Annotated in this window: 28 protein-coding genes; 8 read left to right on the plus strand and 20 right to left on the minus strand. The window is 43.3% G+C overall.

Translation table 11 applies throughout. From position 1 onward, the window contains the following. Nucleotides 1–12: 12 nt before the first annotated feature. The 8 genes from ACJVC5_RS00450 to ACJVC5_RS00485 form a co-directional block, all read right to left on the minus strand. Nucleotides 13–369, minus strand: a complete 357-nt coding sequence (locus ACJVC5_RS00450; protein WP_408097410.1) for a YbaN family protein — start codon at nt 367–369, stop codon at nt 13–15. After that, complete coding sequence (gene miaB, locus ACJVC5_RS00455; protein WP_408097411.1) at nt 366–1,787, minus strand: tRNA (N6-isopentenyl adenosine(37)-C2)-methylthiotransferase MiaB; 1,422 nt, start codon at nt 1,785–1,787, stop codon at nt 366–368. Before miaB ends, ACJVC5_RS00450 begins: the two co-directional genes overlap by 4 nt. Nucleotides 1,788–1,874: 87 nt before the next feature. Then, nucleotides 1,875–2,477 (minus strand): CPBP family glutamic-type intramembrane protease, encoded by a 603-nt coding sequence (locus ACJVC5_RS00460; RefSeq protein ID WP_408097412.1) that lies wholly within the window; start codon nt 2,475–2,477, stop codon nt 1,875–1,877. Then, a complete protein-coding gene (locus ACJVC5_RS00465; protein ID WP_408097413.1) occupies nt 2,474–3,190 on the minus strand; it encodes a hypothetical protein in 717 nt (238 codons plus the stop codon). Before ACJVC5_RS00465 ends, ACJVC5_RS00460 begins: the two co-directional genes overlap by 4 nt. Beyond that, nucleotides 3,187–3,636 (minus strand): GNAT family N-acetyltransferase, encoded by a 450-nt coding sequence (locus tag ACJVC5_RS00470; protein WP_408097414.1) that lies wholly within the window; start codon nt 3,634–3,636, stop codon nt 3,187–3,189. The genes ACJVC5_RS00465 and ACJVC5_RS00470 overlap by 4 nt, the downstream gene beginning before the upstream one ends. Continuing rightward, nucleotides 3,620–4,162: a TIGR00730 family Rossman fold protein gene (locus tag ACJVC5_RS00475; protein ID WP_408097415.1), complete on the minus strand. Its 543-nt coding sequence runs from the start codon at nt 4,160–4,162 to the stop codon at nt 3,620–3,622. Before ACJVC5_RS00475 ends, ACJVC5_RS00470 begins: the two co-directional genes overlap by 17 nt. Next, the gene (locus ACJVC5_RS00480) at nt 4,159–4,719 is read right to left on the minus strand and encodes an inner membrane-spanning protein YciB (protein WP_408097416.1); all 561 of its coding nucleotides are present in this window, start codon (nt 4,717–4,719) and stop codon (nt 4,159–4,161) included. Before ACJVC5_RS00480 ends, ACJVC5_RS00475 begins: the two co-directional genes overlap by 4 nt. 9 nt (nt 4,720–4,728) lie before the next feature. Further along, complete coding sequence (locus tag ACJVC5_RS00485; protein WP_408097417.1) at nt 4,729–5,661, minus strand: WYL domain-containing protein; 933 nt, start codon at nt 5,659–5,661, stop codon at nt 4,729–4,731. 85 nt (nt 5,662–5,746) lie between these two features. Between ACJVC5_RS00485 and ACJVC5_RS00490 the strand changes: the two genes are divergently transcribed. After that, nucleotides 5,747–6,229, plus strand: coding sequence for a hypothetical protein (locus ACJVC5_RS00490; protein ID WP_408097418.1), 483 nt, complete (start codon nt 5,747–5,749; stop codon nt 6,227–6,229). On the opposite strand, the gene ACJVC5_RS00495 is transcribed toward ACJVC5_RS00490, so the two are convergent. From ACJVC5_RS00495 to rpsF, 9 genes are all read right to left on the minus strand, one after another. Beyond that, a complete protein-coding gene (locus ACJVC5_RS00495) occupies nt 6,161–7,054 on the minus strand; it encodes an RluA family pseudouridine synthase (protein WP_408097419.1) in 894 nt (297 codons plus the stop codon). The two genes, ACJVC5_RS00490 and ACJVC5_RS00495, sit on opposite strands and share 69 nt — an antisense overlap. Further along, on the minus strand, nt 7,054–7,845 hold the full coding sequence (locus tag ACJVC5_RS00500; RefSeq protein ID WP_408097420.1) for a flagellar motor protein MotB: 792 nt from the start codon (nt 7,843–7,845) through the stop codon (nt 7,054–7,056). The genes ACJVC5_RS00495 and ACJVC5_RS00500 overlap by 1 nt, the downstream gene beginning before the upstream one ends. A gap of 3 nt (nt 7,846–7,848) precedes the next feature. Then, a complete protein-coding gene (locus tag ACJVC5_RS00505; protein WP_408097421.1) occupies nt 7,849–8,619 on the minus strand; it encodes a motility protein A in 771 nt (256 codons plus the stop codon). A 160-nt stretch (nt 8,620–8,779) separates the two neighbouring features. Next, nucleotides 8,780–8,992: a hypothetical protein gene (locus ACJVC5_RS00510; protein WP_408097422.1), complete on the minus strand. Its 213-nt coding sequence runs from the start codon at nt 8,990–8,992 to the stop codon at nt 8,780–8,782. Between the two features lie 162 nt (nt 8,993–9,154). Then, on the minus strand, nt 9,155–10,324 hold the full coding sequence (locus ACJVC5_RS00515; protein ID WP_408097423.1) for a chorismate-binding protein: 1,170 nt from the start codon (nt 10,322–10,324) through the stop codon (nt 9,155–9,157). Further along, entirely contained in the window at nt 10,325–11,662 is a 1,338-nt protein-coding gene (dnaB, locus tag ACJVC5_RS00520) for a replicative DNA helicase (RefSeq protein WP_408097424.1), read from the minus strand. A 54-nt stretch (nt 11,663–11,716) separates the two neighbouring features. Then, entirely contained in the window at nt 11,717–12,289 is a 573-nt protein-coding gene (gene rplI, locus ACJVC5_RS00525; protein WP_408097425.1) for a 50S ribosomal protein L9, read from the minus strand. Nucleotides 12,290–12,305: 16 nt separating this feature from the next. Then, a complete protein-coding gene (locus tag ACJVC5_RS00530) occupies nt 12,306–13,295 on the minus strand; it encodes a DUF2232 domain-containing protein (RefSeq protein ID WP_408097426.1) in 990 nt (329 codons plus the stop codon). Between the two features lie 19 nt (nt 13,296–13,314). Then, a complete protein-coding gene (gene rpsF / locus ACJVC5_RS00535; RefSeq protein WP_408097427.1) occupies nt 13,315–13,929 on the minus strand; it encodes a 30S ribosomal protein S6 in 615 nt (204 codons plus the stop codon). A 328-nt stretch (nt 13,930–14,257) separates the two neighbouring features. On the opposite strand from rpsF, the gene ACJVC5_RS00540 reads away from it, so the two are divergent. The 3 genes from ACJVC5_RS00540 (at nt 14,258) to ACJVC5_RS00550 (ending at nt 18,023) form a co-directional block, all read left to right on the plus strand. Continuing rightward, on the plus strand, nt 14,258–15,049 hold the full coding sequence (locus tag ACJVC5_RS00540; protein ID WP_408097428.1) for a hypothetical protein: 792 nt from the start codon (nt 14,258–14,260) through the stop codon (nt 15,047–15,049). 198 nt (nt 15,050–15,247) lie between these two features. Beyond that, nucleotides 15,248–16,276: a hypothetical protein gene (locus tag ACJVC5_RS00545; RefSeq protein WP_408097429.1), complete on the plus strand. Its 1,029-nt coding sequence runs from the start codon at nt 15,248–15,250 to the stop codon at nt 16,274–16,276. A gap of 4 nt (nt 16,277–16,280) precedes the next feature. Next, entirely contained in the window at nt 16,281–18,023 is a 1,743-nt protein-coding gene (locus ACJVC5_RS00550) for a hypothetical protein (protein ID WP_408097430.1), read from the plus strand. Here the strand turns inward: ACJVC5_RS00550 and ACJVC5_RS00555 are convergent. The 3 genes from ACJVC5_RS00555 to ACJVC5_RS00565 form a co-directional block, all read right to left on the minus strand. Then, nucleotides 18,020–19,597: an Rne/Rng family ribonuclease gene (locus ACJVC5_RS00555; protein WP_408097431.1), complete on the minus strand. Its 1,578-nt coding sequence runs from the start codon at nt 19,595–19,597 to the stop codon at nt 18,020–18,022. The genes ACJVC5_RS00550 and ACJVC5_RS00555 overlap by 4 nt on opposite strands. 102 nt (nt 19,598–19,699) lie before the next feature. Then, nucleotides 19,700–20,992, minus strand: a complete 1,293-nt coding sequence (locus tag ACJVC5_RS00560) for a NupC/NupG family nucleoside CNT transporter (RefSeq protein ID WP_408097432.1) — start codon at nt 20,990–20,992, stop codon at nt 19,700–19,702. Between the two features lie 99 nt (nt 20,993–21,091). After that, complete coding sequence (locus tag ACJVC5_RS00565; protein WP_408097433.1) at nt 21,092–21,484, minus strand: hypothetical protein; 393 nt, start codon at nt 21,482–21,484, stop codon at nt 21,092–21,094. 100 nt (nt 21,485–21,584) lie between these two features. On the opposite strand from ACJVC5_RS00565, the gene ACJVC5_RS00570 reads away from it, so the two are divergent. The 4 genes from ACJVC5_RS00570 to ACJVC5_RS00585 are packed head-to-tail and all read left to right on the plus strand — an operon-like array spanning nt 21,585 to nt 25,491. After that, the gene (locus ACJVC5_RS00570) at nt 21,585–22,907 is read left to right on the plus strand and encodes a thymidine phosphorylase (protein ID WP_408097434.1); all 1,323 of its coding nucleotides are present in this window, start codon (nt 21,585–21,587) and stop codon (nt 22,905–22,907) included. 15 nt (nt 22,908–22,922) lie between these two features. Continuing rightward, the gene (locus ACJVC5_RS00575; RefSeq protein WP_408099263.1) at nt 22,923–23,753 is read left to right on the plus strand and encodes a purine-nucleoside phosphorylase; all 831 of its coding nucleotides are present in this window, start codon (nt 22,923–22,925) and stop codon (nt 23,751–23,753) included. Continuing rightward, nucleotides 23,753–24,133 (plus strand): cytidine deaminase, encoded by a 381-nt coding sequence (locus ACJVC5_RS00580; protein WP_408097435.1) that lies wholly within the window; start codon nt 23,753–23,755, stop codon nt 24,131–24,133. Before ACJVC5_RS00575 ends, ACJVC5_RS00580 begins: the two co-directional genes overlap by 1 nt. A gap of 41 nt (nt 24,134–24,174) precedes the next feature. Next, nucleotides 24,175–25,491: a 3'-5' exonuclease gene (locus ACJVC5_RS00585; protein WP_408097436.1), complete on the plus strand. Its 1,317-nt coding sequence runs from the start codon at nt 24,175–24,177 to the stop codon at nt 25,489–25,491. Nucleotides 25,492–25,596 lie beyond the last annotated feature (105 nt).

Genomic DNA, 25,596 nt, shown 5'->3' on the forward strand with positions numbered 1-25,596 from the left:
ATCAAAATGCTCTTATTCGCTCTTTCTGGTGACAACGAAGGCCCAAACGGAGACCAGGATGATCGGGACAATGATTTTTACTGCCATATGGATATTGCCATTAGTGAGTATCACCACCAAGGAAAGAAAGATCATGACAGAGCACAGGACTTTGGCCTTGGTGCGGATCACACGATTATGTTGCCAGTCCCTAATGCCATCTCCGGCCAATGGAAGATTCAAAAGCCAGGCATGAAAGCGCGGTGAAGACTTAGAAAAAAGAAAGGCCGCAAGAATTAAAAATGGCGTGGTCGGAAGGACGGGAAGGAACGCGCCCACAATACCAATTGCGAACGCGATCCAAGCACAGACAAACCAAATCGGTTTCACAGCTTCTTCCCGTGATCCTTAATAATTTTACCTTGAGTTGAAAGGGCCGTAGCAGAAGTGATCTCCACGTCTACCCAATGCCACTGATAATCCTGCTCCGGAGTCTCAGGTTCAAAGTGAACGAGACGGTAACAAGACGTACGGCCGGTCCATTTTGTCACACCTTTTGAAAGACCCTTCTCTTCAACCAGAACGCGGTAAGTTTTCCCAACCATGCCCTGGCGGATTTTACCTTGGATCTCCAGTTGTTTGGCCTGAATTTCACGAAGGCGGCGACCGCGAATATCATCAGTCAGAACATCATTCATTCTTGCCGCTTTCGTGCCTTTACGGGCAGAAAAAGAGTAAGAATAGATGAAATCAAATTGAGCATCTTCCAGAAGTTTAAGCGTTGCTTGGTGCTCTTCTTCTGTTTCATTCGGGAAACCCGCGATGATATCAGTTGAGATGATCATCTCAGGGTTGGCCTTTCTCATCTTAGCGATAAGAGTGAGGTAGTGCTCAACCGTGTACTCACGAAGCATACGTTGAAGAACAGTATTTGAACCAGACTGCACTGGAAGGTGAAGGTGGTTTGCAAGTTTTTTAGAATTAGCGTGAGCATCAACCAGATCATCAGTCACATCATACGGATGAGAAGTTGTATAACGAAGACGCTCAAGGCCCTCCACTTTCTCTAGCTCCATAATGAGTTGTCCCAACGACTCACCATTATCTTTTCCGTACGAGTTTACGTTCTGGCCAAGAAGCATGACTTCCTGAACACCAGAGTGCTCAACCAGGCGACGAACGTCTTTTACCACTTCATCAAGACGACGTGACTTCTCACGACCGCGAGTGAAAGGAACGATACAATATGAACAGAACTTATCACAACCCTTGATGATGTTCACAAACGCCATCGGAGAGCCATGAGTGATTTTCGTTTCAATTGAATAGTTGTCTGAACGGTCCCAGCTTGTTACCGCAAACTTCTTCTCACCAGCATACGCGCGATAAACCATCTCTCCGATGTTATCAACAACGTCAGTCCCAAAAGCAAAATCAAGTTGCTTGTATTTTGAGATAAGGTCCTTACCTTCAGTTTGAGCAATACATCCACCGGCCGCAACGATCACGTTTTTCTTAAGGCCCGTTTCCGGATCGACGTCTGCGTTTGTTTTTAGTTTTTTTGTCTCACCTAAGTGAGAGTAAAATTTTTGGTTAGCAAGATCACGAACCGCACAGGTGTTAAAAATCACCAAATCCGCTTCTGATTGCTCTTCTGTTTTTGTGAAATTAAGTCCCGATAAATGAGACATGATTCGTTCACTGTCATGATAGTTCATCTGACAGCCGTAAGTTTTCATCCAAACTTTACGTGGTGGGAATTCGAGTTCGCCGACTTTCACTGAAGTCGTGTTTTCATTGTTTTCCATAGTCCCTCAAAGCATTAGCTGTTAAATCTAAGATGTGGGTTTATAAATTTATGGCGCAATATAGCAATGAGCGAGTATGAAGTAAATCTAAATCACTTCCAATTGGAGCGCGATATAGAACGACAGGTTAAATAGGAAATGCAGGAAAATCGGTGCGATAACTGAGTGAAATCTTAGGAGTGCCTGACCGCAGATGATCCCTAGAACGAAAGTGTAAAACACCTGGAAACCGATGAAAGGAACGTACTCAACCGGAAGCACAGTGAGTCCCACTAAATGAGAGAATGCGAAGATCGAGGCCACAAGCATCGAGGTCACATACTTTCCTCCCACTTGAGCAATCAGAACACGCTGGAAAGTCTGACGAAAAACCAGTTCTTCCAGAATTGGGGCAAACAGTAACAAGTGCCACTCTAATCCATTCACTAAACGGAATGGAGTTTCAATGTCCATGTACCAAATGGAAGCAATCGCCGCCACTGCCAGGGCCACCACTTCGGCCACAGCTTTCCAGGTCTGGCGAGTGATGTTCCATTTAAATTTCCAAGGCAGACGATAGAAAAATGAAACGCCCAGAGCGAATAGAAGATCGAAGATATAAGAGAAAGAAATAGTCGATGGCAGTTTATGCCAAGGGAGTCCCCAGGAAAAACCGAAATAAATAATAACGAGGGCAAAAAAACCGATCAACGAATCTCTCCTACCTGAGCTATCTTGTGCACCAGCTTAGTTATTTCATCATAGAATTGCGGTTTTGTAACTTTGATTATTTGCTGGTAGCTAGGAGTTTTGGACTCTCCATGCCCCATGTTCTTATCATCGAAGACCACAATCTGCAGGGACTGATCCGGTCGCATATAAAAAAAGATGTCCAAATTAAAAGCGATCACTCGGAAAACATCGTCCTGCCCATCAGGAACCCTTCCAGAAAAACAAGCGGCCGTCAAAATAAGTTCAGGTTTGTCTTTGATGTTATCGAGGGCCCTCATAAGAGTGGTAAAGGTGGCCTGGATCCATTGAAGAGCGCGGGTCTCATTCTGAATGTCCATGGCAGTTGCACCACTCACCGGCGTCACCATAAAAGCATGATTGGACTCCAAGCTATGCTTTAAGGTCGAGTGAAGGGCAAGATTCATCATTGCCATGTGCTCCGGATCTTTTCCGGGCATTTTGCGTTTTCGAACAATACGATCATTCTCAAAAAAGCGTAGCTCATCATGTTTTTCCCGCAGCCAATGAATTAACTTAGAAGTTTTGCCATGGACCTCGATGGTCCACTGGCGAGATTTTGGATCCTGAAGATCAAAGTTCCATGTCACCACTCTCCACTGAGTGTCTTGTGGTGAAAATTCTAAAAATAGGTCTTTCGGATCACGTCCGAATAAATTTCCCCACCAGCTCATTTTAAAGCTTTCCCCAGACTGTATTCATGAAACCCAGGGGCCTCATGATCTGGATGATAGCCTTCAATGGTATAGCCCTGCTTAAGCTTGATACCAATCATGGCATGGTTGAAGTAATAAATGGTGGTCATGACTTTCTTGATACCGATGCGCCTACATTCGTCTTCAATAGCGAGAGAAATTTCTTTCCCTAGACCCTGTCCCTGAAACTCTTTAAACACCGTGGTCTTTACTGTTTCAGCAAGATTAGGAGTTTTCATCACATAGCCTGAAATCCCAACTTGTTTACCATCACGCATGGCCCGAAAATACTTCACTCCACCCTGCATGATCTTGTCTACTGTAGGTGGAAAAGGAGAGCGCTCGTAATACTCCTGTATCACCGCGAAGATCTCCTCCGCTTCACTACGAGAAGAAGTATTGTAAGGTTTAAGTTCTATGCGCATTGATGTGATTCCAAATTTCGTTCCAGTCAGAAGACTCAAACAAAAGTTTTCTATCAGGTGCTTTAATGAGGTTGCGCTCAACACCCAGATTTAAAAACTTAATCAGATCATCGTAGTAATGATTGATGTTAAAAAGAGCAATGGGCTTAGCGTGAATTCCTAATTGTTTCCAAGTAAGAATCTCAAATAGCTCATCCATGGTGCCCATTCCACCAGGAAAGATCAGAAATGCGTCGGAAAGGTCATACATCATTTTTTTACGTTCATGCATGTCTGTCACCACATGAAGTTCCGTCAGACCTCCATGGGCAATTTCTTTTTTCATGAGGCGCTGAGGAATGACTCCCGTCACTCTCCCACCTTTTACCATCACTTCAGTGGCAAGGGCACCCATGATTCCGATCCCGGCACCACCGTAAACCAGTTCCACGTTATGTTTTACAAAATGATCAGTAATAATCTTTACCTGACGATCTACTTCCGGGTCCGTGCTGGCGTTTGCTCCACAAAAAATACAAATTTTCATTTTCTGAATCTCCGCAAATACCACTGCATGAAAATCATTTCAATCACCATGAAGCCGCCGAACACAATGTAGAAGCCACCGGTCTTCCAAAAAAGCCAGGTGGCAGTCGTTTCATTAATCGCAACGTGGGCCATGAAGGCCGCAAAGAGAATTAAGAAAACACACATGTGCCACTCTAATACTTTATAGGCCTCATCCGGCAGTGGCTGTTTCTGTTTCATGTCCCGGAGCATTTCAACCATAAGAGATTGTTTCCGAAACTTTTTATAAAGAAGAAAACTCGCAAGTGAGAGACCTGTTAAAGTCGGCTGCAACTTAAAAAAGATTCCCTCTTTAGCGATAAGAGAAATTCCTCCCAGAATCACAATTAAAGCTACGTTTAGTTTTGAAAGAGTGTGAACATGGCCCGTGAATTTCTTCTCTAATCCCATCTCCACTAGGCCCAAAAGAATACCGCCGATTAAAGCGACTTCCAGTGAGAAGTAGGTCTCCAGTAACCAGTAAGCTACCGCGGGAATGAAGGAGAGAAGAAAAAAGGGTTTCGAGGCATTTTCCATGCCTCGATCTTAAGCTATTTTCCTTAGTTTTTCTTCACAATAGATAAGGTAATCATCTTTGAATTTTACCGGATCCAGAATTTCCACGTTCTTACCAAGTGTCAGAAGCCAGTCGTAAAGCGCTTCACAAGGCTCTACATACGCGGCCCAGATAAGATCGCCATTTGGATTGGTGATCATGCAAGGTTTACCTAAAAAATGGTGCTCAGGAAATAAATTGGTCGTCCCCGGATCATGAATTTTAAGAATAAGTCTGGTTTCTTTTTCATTCATGGCCCGAATGGCAGAGATAAACTCTTCCACTTCATAAGGAGAAACTTTAGGCACCTTGGAAGAAGGGACCGAAGAAATCTCTTTTACTTCTTTTAGTGGGACCACAACTAAACAGTGATCACTTGAATCTTCCGCGATAAGAGTAAGTTGTCCTTCCAAATGAAGAACACGACAAGGATGAACAATAAATGTTCGATTATCACCGGTCGCAAGACACAGTAATTGTTTTTCAACAATCGCCGTATCCAGTTGTTGTACAATTTGTTGTTCCGATTCATTCAATTCTTGATCCCAGAGCTCGAGCTGATTGAGTAATTCCATAACCACCTTTATTGGACCATTCTCAGTAACTTTTTTACGAAGTGAATGCATCACTTGCGTATCCGCTGTCTTATTCGCATATAACATTTGATGGAGCTGCATCCACTCTGCTGGTGAGAGAGGAAGCATGTATTGAATCTCTTCGCCTTTGATGTCTACCCAGCACTCTGAATTCTGGTGGTAAATCTCGATACCGGTGCCAGACGGAAAAACCTGACGTAGGAAAAACAAGGTCTCTTCTGGGCCCAACCCCATCTCAAGGGCCAAATCCGAAAGACGAATAGCTCCCTGCTTCTCCCCTAAAACCACTAACTTGTTCCAAACATCTGGCTTCATAGATTTCTTCATAACTTCTCTTTCCTGACTCTGCTTATCGGATATTCTCCTGCAGGTCTTTAGTGCAAAAAAAGGTTTTTAAAGAGATAATCCTCATATGCGATACCTCATGCAAAAACCAATACTTGCCATCGGAATTATCATGATGGCCCTCTTCCTCTATCAAGTGGCGAGGGACCAGAAATGGGGCATTTTCTATAATCCCAAGCTTATGGCAACGTCATGTACTGGGGTTTTGGTTAAAGTTCAGAAGCACATCCCTGAGAATTGGAAGGCCTTTTGTGAAGGCAATAACCTTGCCGTAGAAATAAAGGAATTAGCGGTTCCACCTGAGGCGACTAATTTAAGATCTCTTATGTATCGCCAACTCGCCAATCACATGGCCTATGTGGCCCGTATTTCTCACACGGATATTCTGGAAAAAGTGGATTTCGTTCGTTTCCGCGTGGATCATCCGAAGATGGTGATTAATGCCGTGACTGAAGGGAAATATATTGTGAAGCTCGCGACCTTAGAATCGCCCGAGCATATCATGACTCATTTGAAGACTACCGTTCAAGTCAAAGAAGACATGAAATAATTCGGCCGTTGAGTCTTCTACGGTGTCTGTAAATTCGTAACGAAGAGCATGTAAAAATAATCTCTCAGCTGCTCGACCACCATAAAGTTCATCACCGAGGATAGGAAACCCCAGATGCGCCAGCTGTGCTCTAATCTGGTGGCGTAGTCCTGTTTTCAGATTCACTAAGAGCAGGCTCTTTCCTTGATTCATGGAAACTTTCAAAACAGCAAGTGTTGCCTCTTGAGAAAGCTCATGGGTATCATCTGAAACTTTTTGCTTCTGTCCTTTCACACCGCTGGCACGGAAGTGATGGGTCCAAAGACCTTCTTTATCAAAGTCCCCTTCCACAATCGCCCAATAAAACTTTCGTTTCATGGCAGTACTAAAATGCTCTCTGATTTGCTTTAAAAAGGGCTCGTTCTTCGCGAGCACCATCACACCAGAGGTCTCGTGATCCAGACGATACAGAAGCCCTCTGTCGTAGTTCTCACGATTCACTTCCACCGCTTCCCATTTTCCTTCTTGAACTAAGAAATTTAAAAGTGTGTCTTTGTCCGTATAACAAAGTGGATGACAGTGAATACCTGGAGGCTTGTGAAGAACGATGTAGTCCTTGGTCTCAGATATAATTTTAACTTCGGGCCCTACGTATTCAGGATTAATTTTTAGATGATTCACAAAATCCAATGGCAAGCGAGAAGTGCTTCTCGCTTTCACTGGACGATCTTGTTCTTTGGATGAGAAATGCCGCTTAATTTGCTGGCCGGAAGAGCCCAGAGTTTTCTTCAGGGCCTCCTTTAAAGATGAATCATCATAGAGCCAGGACAGTTCAACAAGCTCCATTACTGGGCCTCGACCTTCCGTCCTTCAGTTCTTAGATCAACTTTCTTTAGAAGAAATTCTACTCTACGATCAGACACGTTTCTATTCACTTTTTCCTGAGGACGAGAGTCCCCGTAGAAAATTGTGGTGATACGATCCGCTGAAATTCCTCTTTGTATCAGAGATTTTGAAACAGCAAGTGCGCGCTGGCTGGAAAGCTCGTACGCATCTTCACCTTTCTTCCCTACTTCACCGGCCTCAGCATGACCTTCTACCATAATGTTCCAGTTATTTTCTCTCATCATTTTTACAAGATGATCGAACACTTGGATATTAATTTCATCAATGCCCACTGAACCTTTCTGGAACTGAACTTTATCTTTCATCCGTACCATGATGGTTTCAGGCATTTCATAAACGTTCGCCGACTCTGATAATTCATTGTCCGCGAGCATTTTCTTCAGCTGGTTTAATTGTGTATCAGATTCACGATTGATCTCATGCTTATCCAGAAGACCTTCCGCCGTTAAGAACTCAATCGGAAAAGGTTTTGACGGCATATCTGAATCAATCATTGTAGGCGCATCACTTGGAGACTTACCTGGGCGCATGACTTCACCCGGCTTCAAAACGTTACCACCGAAAGCGTTACGAAGGGAACCAATCGCCGCCTCATACTTTGCTGTCTCAGTCTTCGCGAATGAAAGCAGAAGAATGAAGAACGTCAGAAGAAGTGTACAAAGGTCCGAGAACGTTGCAAGCCAACCGGGGGCACCGGGCTTACAAGGAGGACATTTTGGAGCGTCTGCCATGGCCTACTCCTTGCCTTTATCATCTGCCACCAGACGATCACCTGGAGGTAGAAATGAATCTAGTTTTTCACGAATCACACGTGGGTTTTCACCGGCCACAATTCCCAGAACTCCGGCCACAATAATGTTCATCTTTGTTGCTTCGAGTTTTGAGCGCTGTTTTAGTTTCGCGGCGATTGGGATCGTAAATACGTTCGCAATAACCGAACCGTAGAATGTCGTTAAGAGAGCAACCGCCATCGCAGGACCGATCGACGAAGGATCCGACATGTTCTGTAACATCTGTACCAGACCGATCAGAGTACCAATCATCCCGAAGGCCGGACCATCTGCTCCCATCCCTTCCAGCATGTCTACACCTTTTGAGTGACGATCTTCCATTGCCGCAATTTCAAGCGAAAGAATTGAAGTGATCACTTCAGGTGGACGGTTATCTGCAGCAAGTGTCACTGCTTTCTTTAAGAATTTATCTTCAACAGGAACTTTCTCAAGTGCAAACACTGATTCACGACGAGCAGTTTCAGCGAGCTTCTGAATTTCTTCGATCATCGCTTTCGCATCTACCGGCGTCGAGAAAACTGACTTCATGTAGTAGGCCACAAGTGCTTTGACGTTTTCCATTGGCCACTTAATCAGAGTCGTTGCAATTACACCCCCGATAACAACCACCACCGAAGGAATATCGATGAAGATTGAAAGTGGAGATCCGTAAAGAATCGATCCGATGATTGCTAGAGTTGCGAGGACCAGTCCCGCGACGGTTGAAATATCCATAGTTCACCCTTGAACAAAAAAAGAGTCTTTATGGATAAAGTATCGGAATCTTGGAAATGAACTTAAATATTTGGTTTTACTGGATGGGTGTAGTCGGAATTAGATGAAAAATTTTTGGGGCCCTAAAAACAAAAAACCCCCGTCACTGCGGGGGTTTTTTCTATTTTTGATCACTCATTAGCATGGTGGAATCAATATAAGAAAGCATCGCTGAGCGTAGGTCTTCCAGTGAAACTTCTGGGCCCATGCTCTCACCTTTAAAGATTTCTTCTTTGATCATCTCAACTGGAAAGCCGGTCATCTTGGCCAGTACTTCCAGACTCACTTTACCGTTTTTTTCTGAACCTGCCGTGGTCAGAGTATCAGCTGTCATTCTTGACTCCTTGAACATTAAGGCTACCTAAATCCATTTAGTAGCGGTTGCTCAAAAGCGTATCTTTTGGGCAAAAACAAAGTCAATCAAAGGGCCTAGAGATGTAAGATATTGTTAGGATATTCTTGAGAGAATTGGTTTAAATTGCGGAAATTACTGTTTTTATCGGGCTTTATAACCCGGGGCCGCAATCAATGTCAGAAAGCTGGCAACCTTCTCTTCCATCTCCTGATATTCGGCCGTAGGCTTCGAAAGTAGAGTCACTCCACCACCAGCTCCATATCTCCACAAGCGATCTCCAACTGATAATTGGGCCGTGCGTATATTGATGCTCGCGATCTTTTTGTCGTTCAAACACAGAAGTGTAGAGCCACAATAAATGCCCCTAGGATAACGTTCCACTTCTTGAATAATTTCCATCACACGTTTTTTTGGTGCACCTGTTACACTTCCGCCGGGAAAAAGTGATTCAAGAGTTTTTAAGAGAGAAACTTTTTGCGAGAGTTCAACTGAGAGCACTGAATGCTGATGCAAAAGATTTGGCACCAAGAGAGGTGAACGTCTTTTAATGACACGGGCCTCTGGTTTATCAAGACGATTAAGATCATTGCGAAGCAGATCTGTAATCATATTGAGTTCACCTTCTTCTTTCATATCTTGTTTCATCTTCTTCCAATCTTCTTTCCAGTTCTTTCCACGTTTCATGGTGCCCTTAATCGGCATGGTGAACATTTTATTGTTCTGATACTGGAAAAGGCACTCGGGAGAATTACTTAAAATCATCTCGTCACCTAAGAAAGTGAGGTGAGCATAAGCTCCGAGTCCTTTTTGAGAAAAGAAGAAATCAGAAATGTCTCTCGGATCAATCACCTCTTCCGTTTCAAAATCAAACGGATAAGTGAGATTCACCTGATAACAATTCCCATTCAGTAAATGCTCTTGAATGTGATTAAAAGCGCTCTTGTATTCAGACCAGCTAGGACGCTCAAGCGTCTTCAGCGGAAGGCTCGCAATTCTTGATTTAGGTGTCTTTTTAAATTTTTTATCTTCGTATTCAATTTCTATTGCGAGGGGCGCGTTCTCATCCACCGTGTGTCCCAGGCCCATCAGGATCAGACCCAACTCATAATAAAAATGAAACACCGTTGGTATTTTGGCCTTATCTTGAAGCTGAATGTTCTCTAGGCGCTTTAAAAAAAGCTCCAGGCGATAGGTTTCAGGGAACCCTGTTAGAAGATTAAGCCTTGTTGTGCGGAAATAAATGTAAGCGCTTTTCGGCCTCGAGAGTTCAAGAAAAGAACTTTCATTCCACTTGAATCTTGAATAGATCATTTACTGCTCAGTTTTTTGAGGAGCAAGATCAGCAAACTTTGTCTGCGAACCGATCCATGCTAGTTCAACTGTTCCCGGTTCACCGTTACGGTTTTTAGCGATGATGATTTCCGCAATCCCCTTCTTTGGAGTTTGAGGATCATAATAGTCCTCACGGTGAATCAAACACACAATGTTCGCATCCTGCTCGAGAGATCCAGACTCACGTAGATCTTGGAGCTGTGGACGACGGTCAGTACGAGAAGCAGCAGTACGGTTAAGCTGCGAAAGTGCTACGACAGGAATTTCCAGTTCATTGGCGAGCATTTTAAATCCACGGGAAAGTTCAGCAATTTCCTGTTCACGGTTTTGCTTTTTCACGTGCATTGGCATGATCTGTAAGTAGTCCACGATGATCATCGCAAGTCCCTGCTCGGCCTTTAATTTACGGCAGTAAGAGCGAATGTCCATTAAGTTCGTGGCACCAGAGTCATTGATATAAAGCTTTAAGTTTGAAAGCTTTTGAACGGCATTTGAGATTTGTCTCAAATCCATTTCATTAAATTCTTTTGTTTTGAGTTTTCTTGAATCTACACCAGCTTCAGATGAAAGAAGACGCATTGAAAGCTCGGCGTACATCATCTCGTAAGAGAACACTGCCACGGCCATATTCGTTTGTTTGGCCGCAGCCACCGCCCAGTTAAGTGCGAAAGCGGTTTTTCCCATCCCCGGACGAGCGGCGATAAGAACAAGTTGTCCGGGCTGAAGGCCCAGAAGAGATCTATCAATGGAACCAAAGCCCGTTGATACACCCATTATCTCGCCTTTAGCACGGGCCGGCTTTTCGAGTTCTTTTAAGTTCTCGTAAAGCGCCTGTTTTAAAGGAACCATTTTATTGTTTTTCGTTTGAGCAGTTAGTTTGAAGAACCCCGCCTCCACTTCCTGCATGAAGTCCGCAACGTTACCAGTGAAGTTCGTTCCAGTTTGCATCACTCGCGTTGCGGTTCTCACCACTTCACGAAGCATGCTCTTTTCTTTGATCATCTGGGCATAGTACTCAACGTTTGCCGCAGAACCGATCTCGTCACAGATGGCAACAAGAGCACCTTGTCCGCCCACTTTCTCAAGCTTTCCATGATCGTTTAATTTAGAAGACACAGTCACGATGTCAAAAGGCATCGATTCCATGTGAAGGTCTTTAATGACCGAAAAAATAATCCCGTATTGAGGATGGTAGAAATCATCCGGCATGAGGTTTACGTCCGAAATCTCATCGAAGCTTGAGTTGTCGATTAATAGACATCCAAGAAGAGCTTTTTCAGCAGCTAAATCGTGAGGAAGTTCGTTCGGTCCGGCCATGATACCCCTAAAAAAAGAAAAGGGAGGACTTTCGTCCTCCCCAATTGAGTCAGATTACTCTGCGTTTGCAGCAGCTTCTGCTTCAGCAGCAGCGGCAGCTTTAGCAGCTTCAGCTTTAGCTTTCTTCTCAGCGTTACGCTTTTGAGCTTCAGCTTGTTCTTTCTTAAGTTGCTCGGCCATAGCAGCATCGATAGCAACTTTAAGTTTGAAGTTAGCAACTACGTCGTTGAAAAGCTTGGCTTTAACATCGTAAGTTCCAAGTGACTTGATTGAACCGTCGAAAGAAAGAAGACGACGCTCAACAGAGATGCCTTGTTTTTCAAGTTCTTTTACGATTTCTTGAGAAGTAACAGCACCAAAAAGACGACCGTTTGATCCAACTTTTTTGATAAGTTCAACAGTAAGACCATCAAGTTTTTTCTTAACGGCTTCAGCAGCACCTTTTTCAGCTGCGATTTTCTTAGCAAGAGCTTTTTGCTTGTCTTTAAGAATGTTTGAGTTCTTATCGTCAGCAAGTAGAGCTAGCTTTTGTGGGAATAGGAAGTTACGAGCGAAACCGGCAGATACGTTTACGATCTCACCGATTGTTCCTAGGGCCTTCACCTTTTCTGTAAGGATGACTTTCATATTGTTCTCCTAAAAATTAATCTTCAGTTTTACGTTTTACAAAATACTTTCTGAAATCAAACCAATTATCAAATAAACCGGCGACTGCAATGAGATAGTTTGCCATGAGGATGATAATCATCACGATCAACGTACGGAAGAAACCCATAATCCCTAAGAAGTTCAGTAGATCACTTAGAACACCAAAGCCCTGGAAGAAATAAAAAATCCCAAGACACTTAATGATCGTCATTCCTACTGTTTCAAGAGAGCTAAAAGATCCAATTCCGAGATCATTGCCCCAAACCGCAAGTACCAGACCAACGGCCAGAAGAATCACGAACCCGAAAGGAACTTTAAAGTTTAATAACTTTCTTTCGTCATGCGGATAATCGTTTCCAGAAAGTAAAAGCCTGCGGCTTTTAAGAACCAGGAACATATTGAACCAAAGCATAATGAAAACACCCATAAAGAAGTAGCTTGGAAAAGAGTCCACCATTTCTTTTGCTAGTAGATCTGGACGATCTAGAAGCTGAAGAACCTGAACGGCCTCTTTATCAGTACTTTGCTCAATGGCCTTTTTCTGCTCGGCAATTTTATCCGAACTTTTCTCAATCTGCTGAATGATGAACTCACTCGGTGTCAGATTCTGAGACTTCATGAAAAAACCAAAACTACCGGCAACTAACAGAATAAAACTTAGTCCGAAAGTTACCATGCCCTTAATCGGCGAGACGCCTCTTAAAACAATTTCAGCAATTCCAAGTCCAAAAATAAACACACCAACGTAGAACCCAAACAACGTCAAATCTCTGTAAACCATCAGGGCGAACAGGAAACTAATAATTAGTCCGGCCACACCTACTAAGTACCCCTTCACTCTTCCGTAAAGAATTGTGGCAAGGGCCAATGGAAACGGAGCGAACACCGCCATAATGAAACTGACACACAAAATCACTGACGACGCACCTAATAGGAGCAATCTTCCAGTGGATAGTTGTGGCGTTTGCAACACTTGGGCGTTCATACCAGTTTAAAATCCCAAATTAACGAGCAGTTTCGTTAGATTGGTAGCTGATAAGAAGCATGTTACGACCGCGCTTAATAGCTTCGTTTGCACGACGCTGGAAAGTCGGTGTAAGGCCTGTGATACGAGCTGGAGAAATTTTTCCGAACTCGTTAACTAGCCATGAATAAGACTTAGGGTTTTTCCAGTCTGGAGAAGTCTTAGTAGCAGAGAAGTAACAAGACTTACGCTTAGAGTGCATTTTCTTGTCTTTATCTTCGCCACCGCCGAACTCATCACCTTCAACAGCAGCTGCTTGAGTGTGGTTAGGGTTTTTGTAGTTCTTAACGATGTCTGCTTGGTGCTTGTCTTCGCCTAGCTTGATGATTAGGTGACGAACAAGGTTCTCGTTAATACGGAACTTACGCTCGATTTCAGCGTTAAGGTTACCAGCACCTTTGTACATGAAATAGTGGTAAGAGCCTTTTTTAAGACCTGATTCAGTTGGTTGAGCGAATGATTTCACTCCCCATGAATCGTTAACTAGAACTTCTGCACCGAACTCTTTGAAAGTTTCAGCAAGAGAGTTCTTGATGGAAGCTACAACTTCCTCAGATGCGTCAGGGCGAACGACGAAAGCCGTTTCGTAGATCATATTTCCTCCTGGATTATAATTAAGCCCGTAAGACCATTCCTACGAGCGAGATGAAATACTTAATAATGAATGTCCGAGGGAAAATAACACAAATACCCAGAAATTGGCCATTTCTTTCTGAGTTGAACTTGTTTTCCTGTCTCTCTGGGGGATTCCAAATTTCGGCAACTTAAAGCACTGTGTTATTCCAGTGTGCTTTAAATCTCAGTCTAGGAGCGTCTTGGCCCCACTCTGGCTCTTAATTGTCATAAATTCTTGCACTCACTTGTGGGACATTTCGATTCATTGATAGAAAAAAATAGATCGCTTCAAAAATCTGGGAGGATAAATGAAGAAATTTCTACTCACGCTGGTAGTGGCGTTATCTGCGTCTGCATCTTTCGCTCAATCAGGAATGTCGGCCGCTCAGGTTTGTCAGAGAATCGCTGAAGTCAGTGGTTCCAACGGTGCAGTTTGTGCTCAACTTATCGCTCGCAACCGTTTTGATCAAGGTGCCTTAGATCTTGCCCATCAAGTTCTTCCTCAGGGAAGTTCATACGCTGTTGGCGTGTTAAACGCCACTGCCAATCGCCGTTTTGAAATTGAAGCGGCAGAGGCCTGCTCTACCATCGCCGCCATCAGTGGATCAAATACAGTTGCTTGTGCAACTGCTGTTGTTGATAAAAGAATCTCTCCTGATCTTGTTAGCATCGTAAGACCTCTGGCCGCTCAAGGCAGTAGTTATGTTGTGGGTGCCGTTCAAGCTGGTGCAGATGCTTACCTCTATTCACCTCTGGCCGATGTATGTGTTGCTATGGCGAGTGTTAGCGGATCAAACACTGTTGCCTGTGTTTCTACCATTGCTAACAAAGTTACAATGAATCAATCAGAACAGGTTTGTCGTACGGCCCTTAATAACGGGAGCTCATACGCGCTTCAGTGTCTTCGTGGCATTGTTTTGGATTACACTCCCATTCCTGAGCCGACTCGTGTCATGGTTGAGCTTTACCAGCTTCAAGATCTAAGACGTTCACTTTCAAAGGCCCGCTCAATGCTTGATCGTGGGATGATTGAAAACGCTCGTCGTACAATTGATGATGCTCTTATGCAGCTTGATTACATGACTGTCCCTACTCATTAATCACTATTCAGGGGCCCCTTGAGGGCCCTTTTTATTGTCTAAATTTTAGACAACCATCAAAATCTCTCCTCTGCCCCCTCCACGCTGACTGCCCCCTCTTAGATGTTTAAAGTTTTTACAGCTTGATCAATTTTACAAGTGGACGACTTCTTAACCCGTTCCTCACATAAAATAGGCCCATCTATTAAGGAGTTTTTCATGAAAACATCATCAGTGGTTCTGGCCTGTCTTTTAATGGCTGCCTCTTGCTCTAAAGTGAAGGAGCTGGATAAGAGAACTGAGAGCATGGAAAGCAGCACAACGAAGATGTCTGAAACGACTAGTGAGATGGAAGATAAACTTGAAACGACGCTGGTTCTTCTTCGATCTGGGGATTCAGCAGGTCGCCGTCTCCAAGTATTCGATCATATGACCAATGAAAACACTGACTTTAAAAATAAAATAGCCGATGCATGTATCTATTTTAAGGCCTTTGAATATCAGCTTTTGACGGATGAAGAGTTAAGATATGACCAACATATCAAGTCTCTTCTTCTCGATGATGCTGTCAATGAATTCACTAAAAGGCTGGGTGGAATTCAAGACCAGATTAAAGTTAATAAACTAAATCCAACGGACGAAGATTTAGATAATGAGGAGCAAGTTTACTATGCTTTTGCTTTGGCCCTTCATATGAATCACCATTACCAAGAGATTATGGTCTCGCGCAATTCGGACCTTCATTTAACTTCGATGAATGATCTGATTAAGGGCGCCCTTTTAAAGGGCTCGCAGAAAAAGTCATTAGAGTCCCATGAGGACATTCTCCTAAATGGGGAAAATAGAGAAATCATCATTGATCTCCTTAAAGCACGAGTGGACATTCTGTCTGCCTTAGCGCTTAAGAATCTAACGAATAAAAAGGCAATGACACTTAAGCAAAAGGCCAAAGGACTTCTCTTTCTGGTTTCTTCCGGCCACTTGGGGAACATTGATCTTCCTGAAACATACGACAAGGCCACAGATTCAACAAAAGAATGGACAGAAAAATACCTGGACTCGGCACTTAAAACGAAAAAATTTCTTCACGAGATTGGTGTGGATAAAAAATTAGAAAAAACGCTTCGTGCTGGATTAAAAGAAATCGACCTTAATGAGAAGAACTCTGAGCAGAAGAAAGACGAAACCGTTAGTGAAAAGCAGAGAAAAGTGACCATTAAAAATTTGATCAACGAACTTGTGGAATAAAGACATGCGCATTTTACTGACTTTAACTTTACTACTTTCCTTGAACGCACAGGCCTTAAGCGATTCAAAATACTTCGAACGGCCCTTAAGCTGTCCGCTTCGTTTTTCTTCTCTGTCTACTTTGAGAGACCAGGTCCAAATCCTTGTGTCTTCTCTAGGTAACGGTTGTACTAAAGAAAATCAACAGGCCATCAATTCGTTAAACTCGAACGTTGCAAACCTTGAAGGTATTTACAACAGTTATAACACCTACAATACCGAAGGAAGCAGTACGAATGCTCAGTACGCCAAAAACGTAGGACAGGTACTGGGTAATATCAATCTTATTACGTCGAACAACTCGTGTTTTTACGATATCAAGTCTCGTGGTGTTTTACCGGTACTAGGTGACGTGATCATGAGTGCCTCACAATTAGGACTTCTCGTTCCAAGTGCCACAGGGACGGTCATTGCGGCCGGTGGTTTTATCGCTGGTTCAAGTCTTAAAATTATCAATGAACTGGTAAAAAAGAAGTTCAACTTCAATAAACCTGAAGAGCGTCGTGCCTTCATTCAACTGAATTGTGCCTTCTTTGACAGCCGCCGCCTGATGGAAGAATCAGGGATTTTTAATCCTGAGACTGAAGAATTCAGGGAAGAAATTGTTAATCAGCTTCGTCGTGAAAGGGCCGAGCTTTTAAAGCTCCAAAAGAAACAGGAAAACGACGTTAAAGAATTGGATGAAATGCTGACCCAGGTGATTAATAACCTTCCAGGTATTGAAGATAAAAATCTTGACCCTGTCCTTGCCCGAACATTTGACGAGGTCACAACTGCTCTTGCCTCGAAGCCAGCAGATTATTCACAAAAACTTCGTCAGGTCACATACCTTAACGAGCGCATCAATAAACTGATTGATGGCACCCAAAAACTTGTTCTCGATTCAAAAACAGAGCCAGCAAGACAACTCCTCCTTTCAAGTCTTTTAAAGATTCAGGATGATTTGGCCCTGAATGGTAAGGCATGGACCAACACCATAGATGAATTTGAAATGAGTGTGCGCGGCCCACTGATGGCCTTTATTGGACCTGTGAGTGATGCTCTAAGAAAAGAACTCGCTTCAGTCGAGTCTGAGTTAGCGGCCACTGATTTGGACGCAACCAAAGACATTGCTCGTTTCAGAATTCGTATCAAAGAAGGAAAAGACTCTGCGTGGGGAATTGCTCTTCGTTTAAATTCACTTGATGCGAAGATCGCTTCCCTGGACAATCGCGCCTTTTCAAATCTGTTCTCTGACTTAGATGAAGGGACTTCAAATGCGGTGGAACTTCTGGATTATTATCGGACTCTCCAAAGCAGTATCCTGGGGCGTGAAGGAAAAGATTATTTAAAGAACGCCATCAAAGTTGGCCTTAACATGAAAGAAGGTCTCGAGCGTCAGCTCCTTCTGCTAAAGGCCACTAAAACACCACGTGAACGTTGCTCGGCCGCAGAAAAAGCGCGCTTTGCCTGGAGCCAGTACCGTTACAAAATTCAAGAGGTGCATGACTTTGTGGCCACGAACCTTGATCTGTACCGTTCAAGTTTCCGGATTGGTAAAGAACGCCAAAAACGCGCGACTTCATTTGTGATTTCACAGATCGATACCGTAGAGGACTTCTTAAATGGAAAACAACCAGCAGAAGAATCCGCTGGTTATTTGATGAATGATGTTTCTAAAAAAGTAAAAGATGTAGAGATTCTACTCCACTCCACTGGATGCTTCTAAGTCTCAGGGGCGTAGATCTCATATTGTTCAGCGTGATAGTTGTTATCAGCACGAACAAGAAGCGTTTTATTGTGAGTTTCTTCCAGCACTTCAATGATACCGAAGTCCTCGGAAGATAATTTTGCACACACTTCTGGGTGAGCGAAGATCGTAATCTTCCCTGCACTTGAGCGCTTCATCACTTTCTGAAGCTCACGAATCACTTCAAAGCTCACGGTCTCAACCGACTTCACGCGGCCCACACCTTCACAATAAGGACAAGGCTCGCACATGGTACGGATAAGAGTATCGCGAGTACGCTTACGGGTCATTTCAACCAGACCAAGGCCTGAAATTGGAAGCACGTTCGTTTTAGAGCGGTCTTTTTTAAGAGCTTCAAGGAGCGAAGTGTACACCTGAGTACGGTGTTCTTCTTTTTCCATATCAATGAAGTCGATAATGATGATCCCACCACAGTTTCTTAAACGCAGCTGATAAACGATTTCTTTTACTGCCTCAAGGTTTGTTTTAAGAATCGTTTCTTCGAGAGTTTTCTTCCCTACAAACTTTCCTGTGTTCACATCAATTGAAACCAGGGCCTCTGTCTGGTCAATATTGATGGACCCACCAGACTTCAAGAACACCTGATTTGAAAGAGCTCTTTCGATCTCAATATCAATTCCGTAATGTTCAAAAATCGGCAACTCTCCATCATAAAATTTAATCTTCGCTTTATGATGAGGGATAAAACGCTGAATGAATTTTTCAATCTGCTTCACCGATGATTTTGAATCAGCGATAAGATTATCCACGTCCTCATCCATAATATCGCGGAGAGCGCGTTGGATGAATGAAAGATCCTGGTGAAGTTCAATCGGGGCCTTCGCCTTCTCCATCTTTTTTTGAACGTCTTTCCAGATTTTCACCAGATTGTTGTAATCGTTCTTAAGAACTTTATAGCTCTGACCTTCGGCCACAGTACGAGCGATCACGCCAACACCTTCAGGACGAATAGAATCCAAAATATCTTTTAAACGCTTTCTTTCTTCTTCTGATTCAATTCTGCGAGACACACCTGTGTGCTCGATAAATGGCATATACACGATATGGCGGCCAGCAAGCGTGATATGACGAGTAACTCTTGGACCTTTGGTAGAAATCGGCTCTTTGGCGATTTGAACCACGATCTCATCACCTTCTTTAAGAAAGTCTTGGATCTTTACGTCCGGGCGGAACTTCATGTCTACGGTTTCTGTCAGTGTGGAAAATTCGTCTGGGATCACTTCACCCAGGCGTTTTGTGTTGGCCTCGGTTGTTTCGATTCGGCTTTGCATTTCTCGCTGCTCTTCCAAGGTAGGAAGATAAGCGTCGTCTACATACAGGAAGGCGGCGCGCTCCTGACCGATATCAATGAAGGCAGACTGCATTCCCGGAAGAACTCTTAAAACTCTTCCAAGATAGATATTACCAACGATAGGGGCCGATTCATTTTTTGGGGAATGTCGCTCAATAAGGAAATCCAGGATCTCACCATTCTCAATGAGCGCAATACGCGACTCACTGTGAGTCTGGTTGACCACAAGTTCTTTTGCCATGAAAAATGTCCTAATTCTAAAAACTTAATAACTTAAAATTAGGACCAGAATACAGGCAAAAGAACCATTAATAAAGTCGGCAATGTATGCTGCGGCAGCCTATTATGTCAGCATGCCGACGATTGTCGCAGTAAGAAGCGATGCAATCGTACCACCTAGAAGTGCCTTCCAACCTAATTCAGAGAGCATACCTCTTTTCGATGGAGCAAGTGCACCAATTCCTCCCACCTGAATACCGATAGAAGAAAAGTTGGCAAAACCACTCAAGATGTATGTCGCCATGATGATTGATTTAGGATCTTGAAGCACTCCGCTCTCTTTCATTTTACCAAGAGTTGTATAGGCCACGAATTCGTTAAGGATGGTTTTCTCACCAAGAAGCTGACCGATGTGAACCATATCAGACTTCGCAATACCAAGAAGCCACACAAAAGGAGCACATACGTAACCAAGTACGAATTGAAGAGTTAGACCATTGTATTGGCCGCCAGTTAGGTTAACGATCACATCGTTAAGACCTGTGTAGTAACCAAGAACATCTGAAAGAAGATAGTTCACCATCGCGATCATAGCGATGAACACGATAAGCATTGAACCAACGTTGAACGCAAGTTTAAGACCGTCTTCTGTACCAACTGCGATGGCCTCGATGATGTTTGAACCAACTTTCTCTTCTGTAAGTTCAATTTTTTCATCAATCTCTTCAGTCTGAGGAAGAAGCATTTTAGAAACAACGATGGTTGCTGGAGCAGACATTACAGAAGCAGCAAGTAAGTGTTTCGCGAAGAAAAGTTGTTGAACAGGATCGTTACCGCCAAGGAAACCAACGTAAGCAGCAAGTACACCACCAGCAGTGTTGGCCATACCACCTACCATTACGCAAAGAATCTCTGAACGAGTCATCTTTGGAAGATAAGGCTTAATAAGAAGAGGAGCTTCTGTTTGACCAAGGAAGATGTTCGCTGTTGTAGAAAGGTTTTCAGCACCTGAAATTTTTAGGAACTTACCCATGATCCACGAAAGACCGTAAACGATCTTCTGAAGAATTCCGAGGTAGAACAGAAGACTCGTAAGGGCCGAGAAGAAGATAATCGTTGGAAGAATCTGGAACGCAAAAATGAAACCAAACGAGTTCACGTTCAGAAGTCCGCCGAACACGAAGTTTGAACCTTGGCGTGTGAAATCTAGGATCACAACAAAAAAGCTAGAGATTTTGTCGAATAATGCTGCGACGAAAGGAATGTGGATAATACCGACCGCAAAAGCGATTTGGAGGAAAAATCCAAGACTAACTAATTTCCAGTTAATGTCTTTTTTCTTTGAACTGAAGAGATAGAGAACCCCTACCAGAACTGCAATTCCTAAAATTCCGCGCAAAAACGACTCTAGGTTCATAGAACTCCCAGCTATTAGCAGTGCTAATGTAAATGTTTAGTGTAACTCATAGAGTTATACTAATAGGGAGTTAATAATGGCAAGAAAAAGTCGGGTATTTTAGAAAGTCATTTGCCAGAACTGAGTGCCATACTGCACCTCAGGTAATGTCAGATTTCCAGCATTTTCGGCATGCCAGGCCACTCTTTCTGAGGAATTGAATTCCACTGAAGATGTAAGGTCGTCCTGATTTCTTTGCACACTGTCGTAAGCAACCCAGATCACTCCAAGGATTACACCGATGGCAGCTCCGGTCCAAATATTCGAAACGTGCTGGCTTGGTTTATCAACAAATGAAAGAGTCGAAAGACCAAGAATCGCCCCGCCCACACCTGCAGCTCCCACCAGGATTAAATCATTTTGAGTGTTCTTGATGAGATCGTCTTCTTGAGCGAAGGCCGCTGACGGAAGAACGAAAGAGAGACACAAGAGTAAACAAATGATTTTTTTCATACCAAATCCTATGGAGTTAGATTGCAAACGAGAGTCCATGAGACTATGATAAGTGCCCATCTTAAAGATGGCAAATCTGATATTGCATTGAGAGCTAGAAATGACGAATGAAAATTTTCAAGTGTACCCCCTGATCGACAAGAAAAAACGTGGGGAACGTTTAACCAACAAAGAAATCAAATGGTTCATCCAGAGCTATACTGACGGCAAATTACCTGACTATCAAATGTCGGCGATGTTAATGGCCATGTTCATTAAGGGCATGGATGTGTCTGAGACGGCCTATTTAACAGATGCCATGCTCGAGTCTGGGAAACAACTGAAGTTTCCTGGAAAGAACGTGATTGATAAACACTCAACTGGTGGAATTGGTGACAAGGCCTCTTTCATTCTCGCCCCTATCGCTTCGGCCGCAGGCGTGAAAGTTCCCATGATCGCTGGTCGTGGTCTTGGTCACACAGGTGGAACAGTTGATAAAGTAGAGGCGATTAAAGGTTTCAGTACGGCCCTTGATCTCGATACATTTTCTCAGAAATTAAATAAAGAAGGTCTGGTTCTGATTGGTCAAACTCCGGAGATCGCTCCGGCCGATCGTCTGATCTATGCTCTTCGTGATGTGACTGCCACCATCGACTCTATTCCTCTTATTACTGCATCTATCATGAGTAAGAAGCTTGCTGAAGGTGCAAACGGAATCGTGTTTGATATTAAATGCGGCACAGGTGCTTTCATGCGCACTCCAAAAGATGCACGTAATCTTGGTAAGAGCCTGATCGCGACTTCGAAACGCTTTAAGAAAAAAGCAGTGGCCCTGATCACGGACATGAACCAACCACTTGGTAATACTGTTGGACACTCTCACGAAATCATCGAGAGTATCGAAACACTTAAAGGTAATGGTCCAAAAGATCTTACAGATATTTCAATCGCCCTTGCGGCCCATATGATTCATATCGCAGGTGTAGAGAAGACCTTCGAGAAGGCCCACAAAAAAGCACTAGAGATGGTGAGTTCTGGGAAGGCCCTGGAAGAATTCAGGAAACTTCTTAAGTCTCAAGACGGTGACGAGCGAGTGATTGATGACTACTCTCTTCTTCCGCTTGCTTCTGCCGAGACTCAAGTTCTTGCTCCGAAGGCCGGCTTCATCAAGATGTTCCAGAATGAACAGATCGGACTTCTTCTGATTGAACTTGGCGGTGGCAGAAAAACGAAAGCAGATCTTATTGATCACTCAGTAGGATTCACGTTCCACAAAAAGATCGGTGATAAAGTGAAGAAAGGCGAACCTATTTTCACCATTCATCACCATCCACACCAACAGCCGATTGTAGAAAAAATTAAAGCTCAATTCGTAAAAGAAGTTCTCACCATGTCTTCTACGAAAGTAAAAGCACCAAAACTTATTATTGAAAAACTAAGCTAAGGACAACATATGTCGATGACAAAAATTCTTGAGGCCTCACAGTATATCCTCTCTAAGATCAACAACAAGAAACCAAAAATTGGTATCGTCCTTGGTTCTGGTCTTGGGATTTACATTGATCAAATTCAAAATAAAACAATCATTCCTTATCAAGACATCCCACACTTCAAACGTACATCTGTAGAAGGTCACTCTGGTGCCCTGATTGTCGGTGAAGTTCATGGTGTAACTGTTGCCGCTCTTCAAGGTCGTCTTCACGCGTATGAAGGTTATGCTGGTGAAGAGATCGTTCTTCCTGTGAGAACACTCGCCGCTCTTGGAGTTGAAACTGTTTTCCTGACAAACGCTTCAGGCGGTATCAATCCTGATTTCCACCCGGGCGATCTTGTGGCCATTACTGATCACATTAACCTCTCTGGTCGCAACCCTTTGGTTGGACCAAATATTGCTGAGCTTGGACCTCGTTTCCCGGACATGGGGAACGCCTACGATAAAGAAATGCGAGATGTCCTTCATGCTGTTGCTAAATCTCACCACGTAGAAATCAAAGACGGAGTTTACTGCTCTGTTTTAGGTCCGACTTATGAAACTCCGGCCGAAATCCGCATGATGAGAATCATCGGAGCAGACCTGGTTGGTATGAGTACTGTTCCGGAAGTGATCGCTGCTAATCACCTTGGACTTAAAGTAGTAGGTGTTGCTTGTATCACGAACTATGCGGCCGGAATCAAACAAGAAAAATTAAGTCACGCAGACGTTAAAAAAGTGGCAGAAAAGGCCATGGTTGGATTTGCTACCATTTTAACTGAAACTATAGGTGAGTTAAAAAGAATGGGAAAAGTTTAATGAGTCTACGAGATAAAGCATTAGATGCATCTACCCGTGCCTACTCACCGTATTCAACTGCAAAGGTTGGAGCGGCGATAGAGACAACGGACGGGAAAGTTTATCAAGGCTGCAATATTGAAAATGCAAGCTATGGTGGAACTGTGTGTGCTGAGCGAGTTGCTATTTGGAAAGCGGTCTCAGACGGTCACATGAAATTGAAACGCATTTATGTTTACACGAAAGACGGCTGGCCTCCTTGTGGTCTATGTCTTCAGGTGATCTCGGAATTTGCTGACCCAAGCTTAGAAATTACATTAGGAAATGAAACTGGAGTTGAGACGACGAAGAAGTTTAAAGAATTTCTGCCGCACGCCTTCACTCCAGAACATTTAGATTAAACTATAAAATATAGGGATGAGGCGAATGTCTCATTTATTACATGCAAGAAAAAGAAAAGACCTACGAGTCGTCTAAAGAGTTATTAAGCTCCCTCAACTTTGTTGTTATCGACTTGGAAACAACAGGCGGAAATCCAGAGACAGAAAAAATCATCGAAATTGGAATGGTCCGCATTGAGGACCGCAAGATCACCGAAGAGCGTTCATTTCTAGTGAACCCTCAGAAGGAAATTCCTGATTTCGTGCAAAAGCTCACTGGTATTCGCAAGGCCGATGTTGAGCACTCCCCTAAAATTGAAGAAGTGATTGATGAAATTGTTGAGTTCATCGGAGATTCAATTCTCGTGGCCCACAATACGTCATTTGATATTCCATTCTTAAATGGAGTTCTGAAAAAGCTTCAGCGTCCGACAATGGATAATAAGGTCATCTGTACTAACATCATGACCAAGTACATGATCCCGGACATCATGAGTTCAAACCTTCAGTACATGTCGCAGATTTTTGGCATCCATCACTCCCACGCTCACCGTGCGATTGAAGATGCTCGGGCGACGGGACTTCTCCTTCTTAAGTATCTTGATATTTTTGAAAGTAAGAACATCCGTAAGATCAATCAGCTCTATTACCCTCGTAATAAGTTTGAACTTGATCGTGCCATTATTGATGCTCATGAAGGTCTGGATAAGGTCTATGAAACGCTGGCCCTGATTTCGAATCCATGTGTCCTGACCGTAAAAGGTGACAATGGTGTGATCCTGACGATTCTTCCCATTAAATCTCCTAAGGACGAAGTGGAAGATCTTAAGGCCTACTTAGGTGACTTCCGTTGGAGTCAGATTCACATTCGTCTTTGTGGTCCTTTCATTGAAGGACTTTTCTTCATGAACGCAAACTTCGTGAAGATCCCTGAGACCTATCGTAAGAAGTCGATCGAATATCTTAAAAAGAAACACAAACTTCCTCCTGCTCCTCGTTTAATGGACGAGCATGATTTTGTGGTGACTCCACATCTTATTAGCGGGCAGTTCATTGTGTATTCGTTCTTGAACTTTTCCCCTTATTCTCAACTGATCTTTAAATTTCCTTCTCACAAGAAGAAACTTCACCAGTTCCTCTTAGGACAAGTGACTCGTTTTGAGACCCAGCAGAAAGGTAAAAAGAAAGTTTTCATTCAGAATGATATTCGTGACATTTTCCTGAGCCTCTTCCACGATTCATTGGCGAAAGAGCCACAGGTATACCTGACACTCAGAATTGCTGATATCAAAGATGAGAAGAAGGCCTATCTGGATAAAATCGAAAAGCTTTCAGAGACTGAAGTCGATCGTTACAACTTTCCTACGAAGCATCTGTAATTACAAAACACAGAAATAATTTCTTTTTCGGGGAGTATTTTTTATTACTCCCCGCTCTGTATTTCATCTTATTTCAATGAATTACTTCTCTTAAAACTTTTCGGG

The organism is Peredibacter sp. HCB2-198 (assembly GCF_045999315.1).
Taxonomy (GTDB): Bacteria; Bdellovibrionota; Bacteriovoracia; order Bacteriovoracales; family Bacteriovoracaceae; genus Peredibacter.

What these genes read in the sequence shown, in the direction of transcription:
- miaB (WP_408097411.1), bottom strand. Translation starts at nt 1,787, where the DNA reads ATGGAAAACAATGAAAACACGACTTCAGTGAAAGTCGGCGAACTCGAA.
- ACJVC5_RS00465 (WP_408097413.1), bottom strand. Translation starts at nt 3,190, where the DNA reads ATGAGCTGGTGGGGAAATTTATTCGGACGTGATCCGAAAGACCTATTT.
- ACJVC5_RS00470 (WP_408097414.1), bottom strand. Translation starts at nt 3,636, where the DNA reads ATGCGCATAGAACTTAAACCTTACAATACTTCTTCTCGTAGTGAAGCG.
- ACJVC5_RS00475 (WP_408097415.1), bottom strand. Translation starts at nt 4,162, where the DNA reads ATGAAAATTTGTATTTTTTGTGGAGCAAACGCCAGCACGGACCCGGAA.
- ACJVC5_RS00480 (WP_408097416.1), bottom strand. Translation starts at nt 4,719, where the DNA reads ATGGAAAATGCCTCGAAACCCTTTTTTCTTCTCTCCTTCATTCCCGCG.
- ACJVC5_RS00485 (WP_408097417.1), bottom strand. Translation starts at nt 5,661, where the DNA reads ATGAAGAAATCTATGAAGCCAGATGTTTGGAACAAGTTAGTGGTTTTA.
- ACJVC5_RS00490 (WP_408097418.1), top strand. Translation starts at nt 5,747, where the DNA reads ATGCGATACCTCATGCAAAAACCAATACTTGCCATCGGAATTATCATG.
- ACJVC5_RS00495 (WP_408097419.1), bottom strand. Translation starts at nt 7,054, where the DNA reads ATGGAGCTTGTTGAACTGTCCTGGCTCTATGATGATTCATCTTTAAAG.
- ACJVC5_RS00500 (WP_408097420.1), bottom strand. Translation starts at nt 7,845, where the DNA reads ATGGCAGACGCTCCAAAATGTCCTCCTTGTAAGCCCGGTGCCCCCGGT.
- ACJVC5_RS00505 (WP_408097421.1), bottom strand. Translation starts at nt 8,619, where the DNA reads ATGGATATTTCAACCGTCGCGGGACTGGTCCTCGCAACTCTAGCAATC.
- ACJVC5_RS00510 (WP_408097422.1), bottom strand. Translation starts at nt 8,992, where the DNA reads ATGACAGCTGATACTCTGACCACGGCAGGTTCAGAAAAAAACGGTAAA.
- ACJVC5_RS00515 (WP_408097423.1), bottom strand. Translation starts at nt 10,324, where the DNA reads ATGATCTATTCAAGATTCAAGTGGAATGAAAGTTCTTTTCTTGAACTC.
- dnaB (WP_408097424.1), bottom strand. Translation starts at nt 11,662, where the DNA reads ATGGCCGGACCGAACGAACTTCCTCACGATTTAGCTGCTGAAAAAGCT.
- rplI (WP_408097425.1), bottom strand. Translation starts at nt 12,289, where the DNA reads ATGAAAGTCATCCTTACAGAAAAGGTGAAGGCCCTAGGAACAATCGGT.
- ACJVC5_RS00530 (WP_408097426.1), bottom strand. Translation starts at nt 13,295, where the DNA reads ATGAACGCCCAAGTGTTGCAAACGCCACAACTATCCACTGGAAGATTG.
- rpsF (WP_408097427.1), bottom strand. Translation starts at nt 13,929, where the DNA reads ATGATCTACGAAACGGCTTTCGTCGTTCGCCCTGACGCATCTGAGGAA.
- ACJVC5_RS00540 (WP_408097428.1), top strand. Translation starts at nt 14,258, where the DNA reads ATGAAGAAATTTCTACTCACGCTGGTAGTGGCGTTATCTGCGTCTGCA.
- ACJVC5_RS00545 (WP_408097429.1), top strand. Translation starts at nt 15,248, where the DNA reads ATGAAAACATCATCAGTGGTTCTGGCCTGTCTTTTAATGGCTGCCTCT.
- ACJVC5_RS00550 (WP_408097430.1), top strand. Translation starts at nt 16,281, where the DNA reads ATGCGCATTTTACTGACTTTAACTTTACTACTTTCCTTGAACGCACAG.
- ACJVC5_RS00555 (WP_408097431.1), bottom strand. Translation starts at nt 19,597, where the DNA reads ATGGCAAAAGAACTTGTGGTCAACCAGACTCACAGTGAGTCGCGTATT.
- ACJVC5_RS00560 (WP_408097432.1), bottom strand. Translation starts at nt 20,992, where the DNA reads ATGAACCTAGAGTCGTTTTTGCGCGGAATTTTAGGAATTGCAGTTCTG.
- ACJVC5_RS00565 (WP_408097433.1), bottom strand. Translation starts at nt 21,484, where the DNA reads ATGAAAAAAATCATTTGTTTACTCTTGTGTCTCTCTTTCGTTCTTCCG.
- ACJVC5_RS00570 (WP_408097434.1), top strand. Translation starts at nt 21,585, where the DNA reads ATGACGAATGAAAATTTTCAAGTGTACCCCCTGATCGACAAGAAAAAA.
- ACJVC5_RS00575 (WP_408099263.1), top strand. Translation starts at nt 22,923, where the DNA reads ATGACAAAAATTCTTGAGGCCTCACAGTATATCCTCTCTAAGATCAAC.
- ACJVC5_RS00580 (WP_408097435.1), top strand. Translation starts at nt 23,753, where the DNA reads ATGAGTCTACGAGATAAAGCATTAGATGCATCTACCCGTGCCTACTCA.
- ACJVC5_RS00585 (WP_408097436.1), top strand. Translation starts at nt 24,175, where the DNA reads ATGCAAGAAAAAGAAAAGACCTACGAGTCGTCTAAAGAGTTATTAAGC.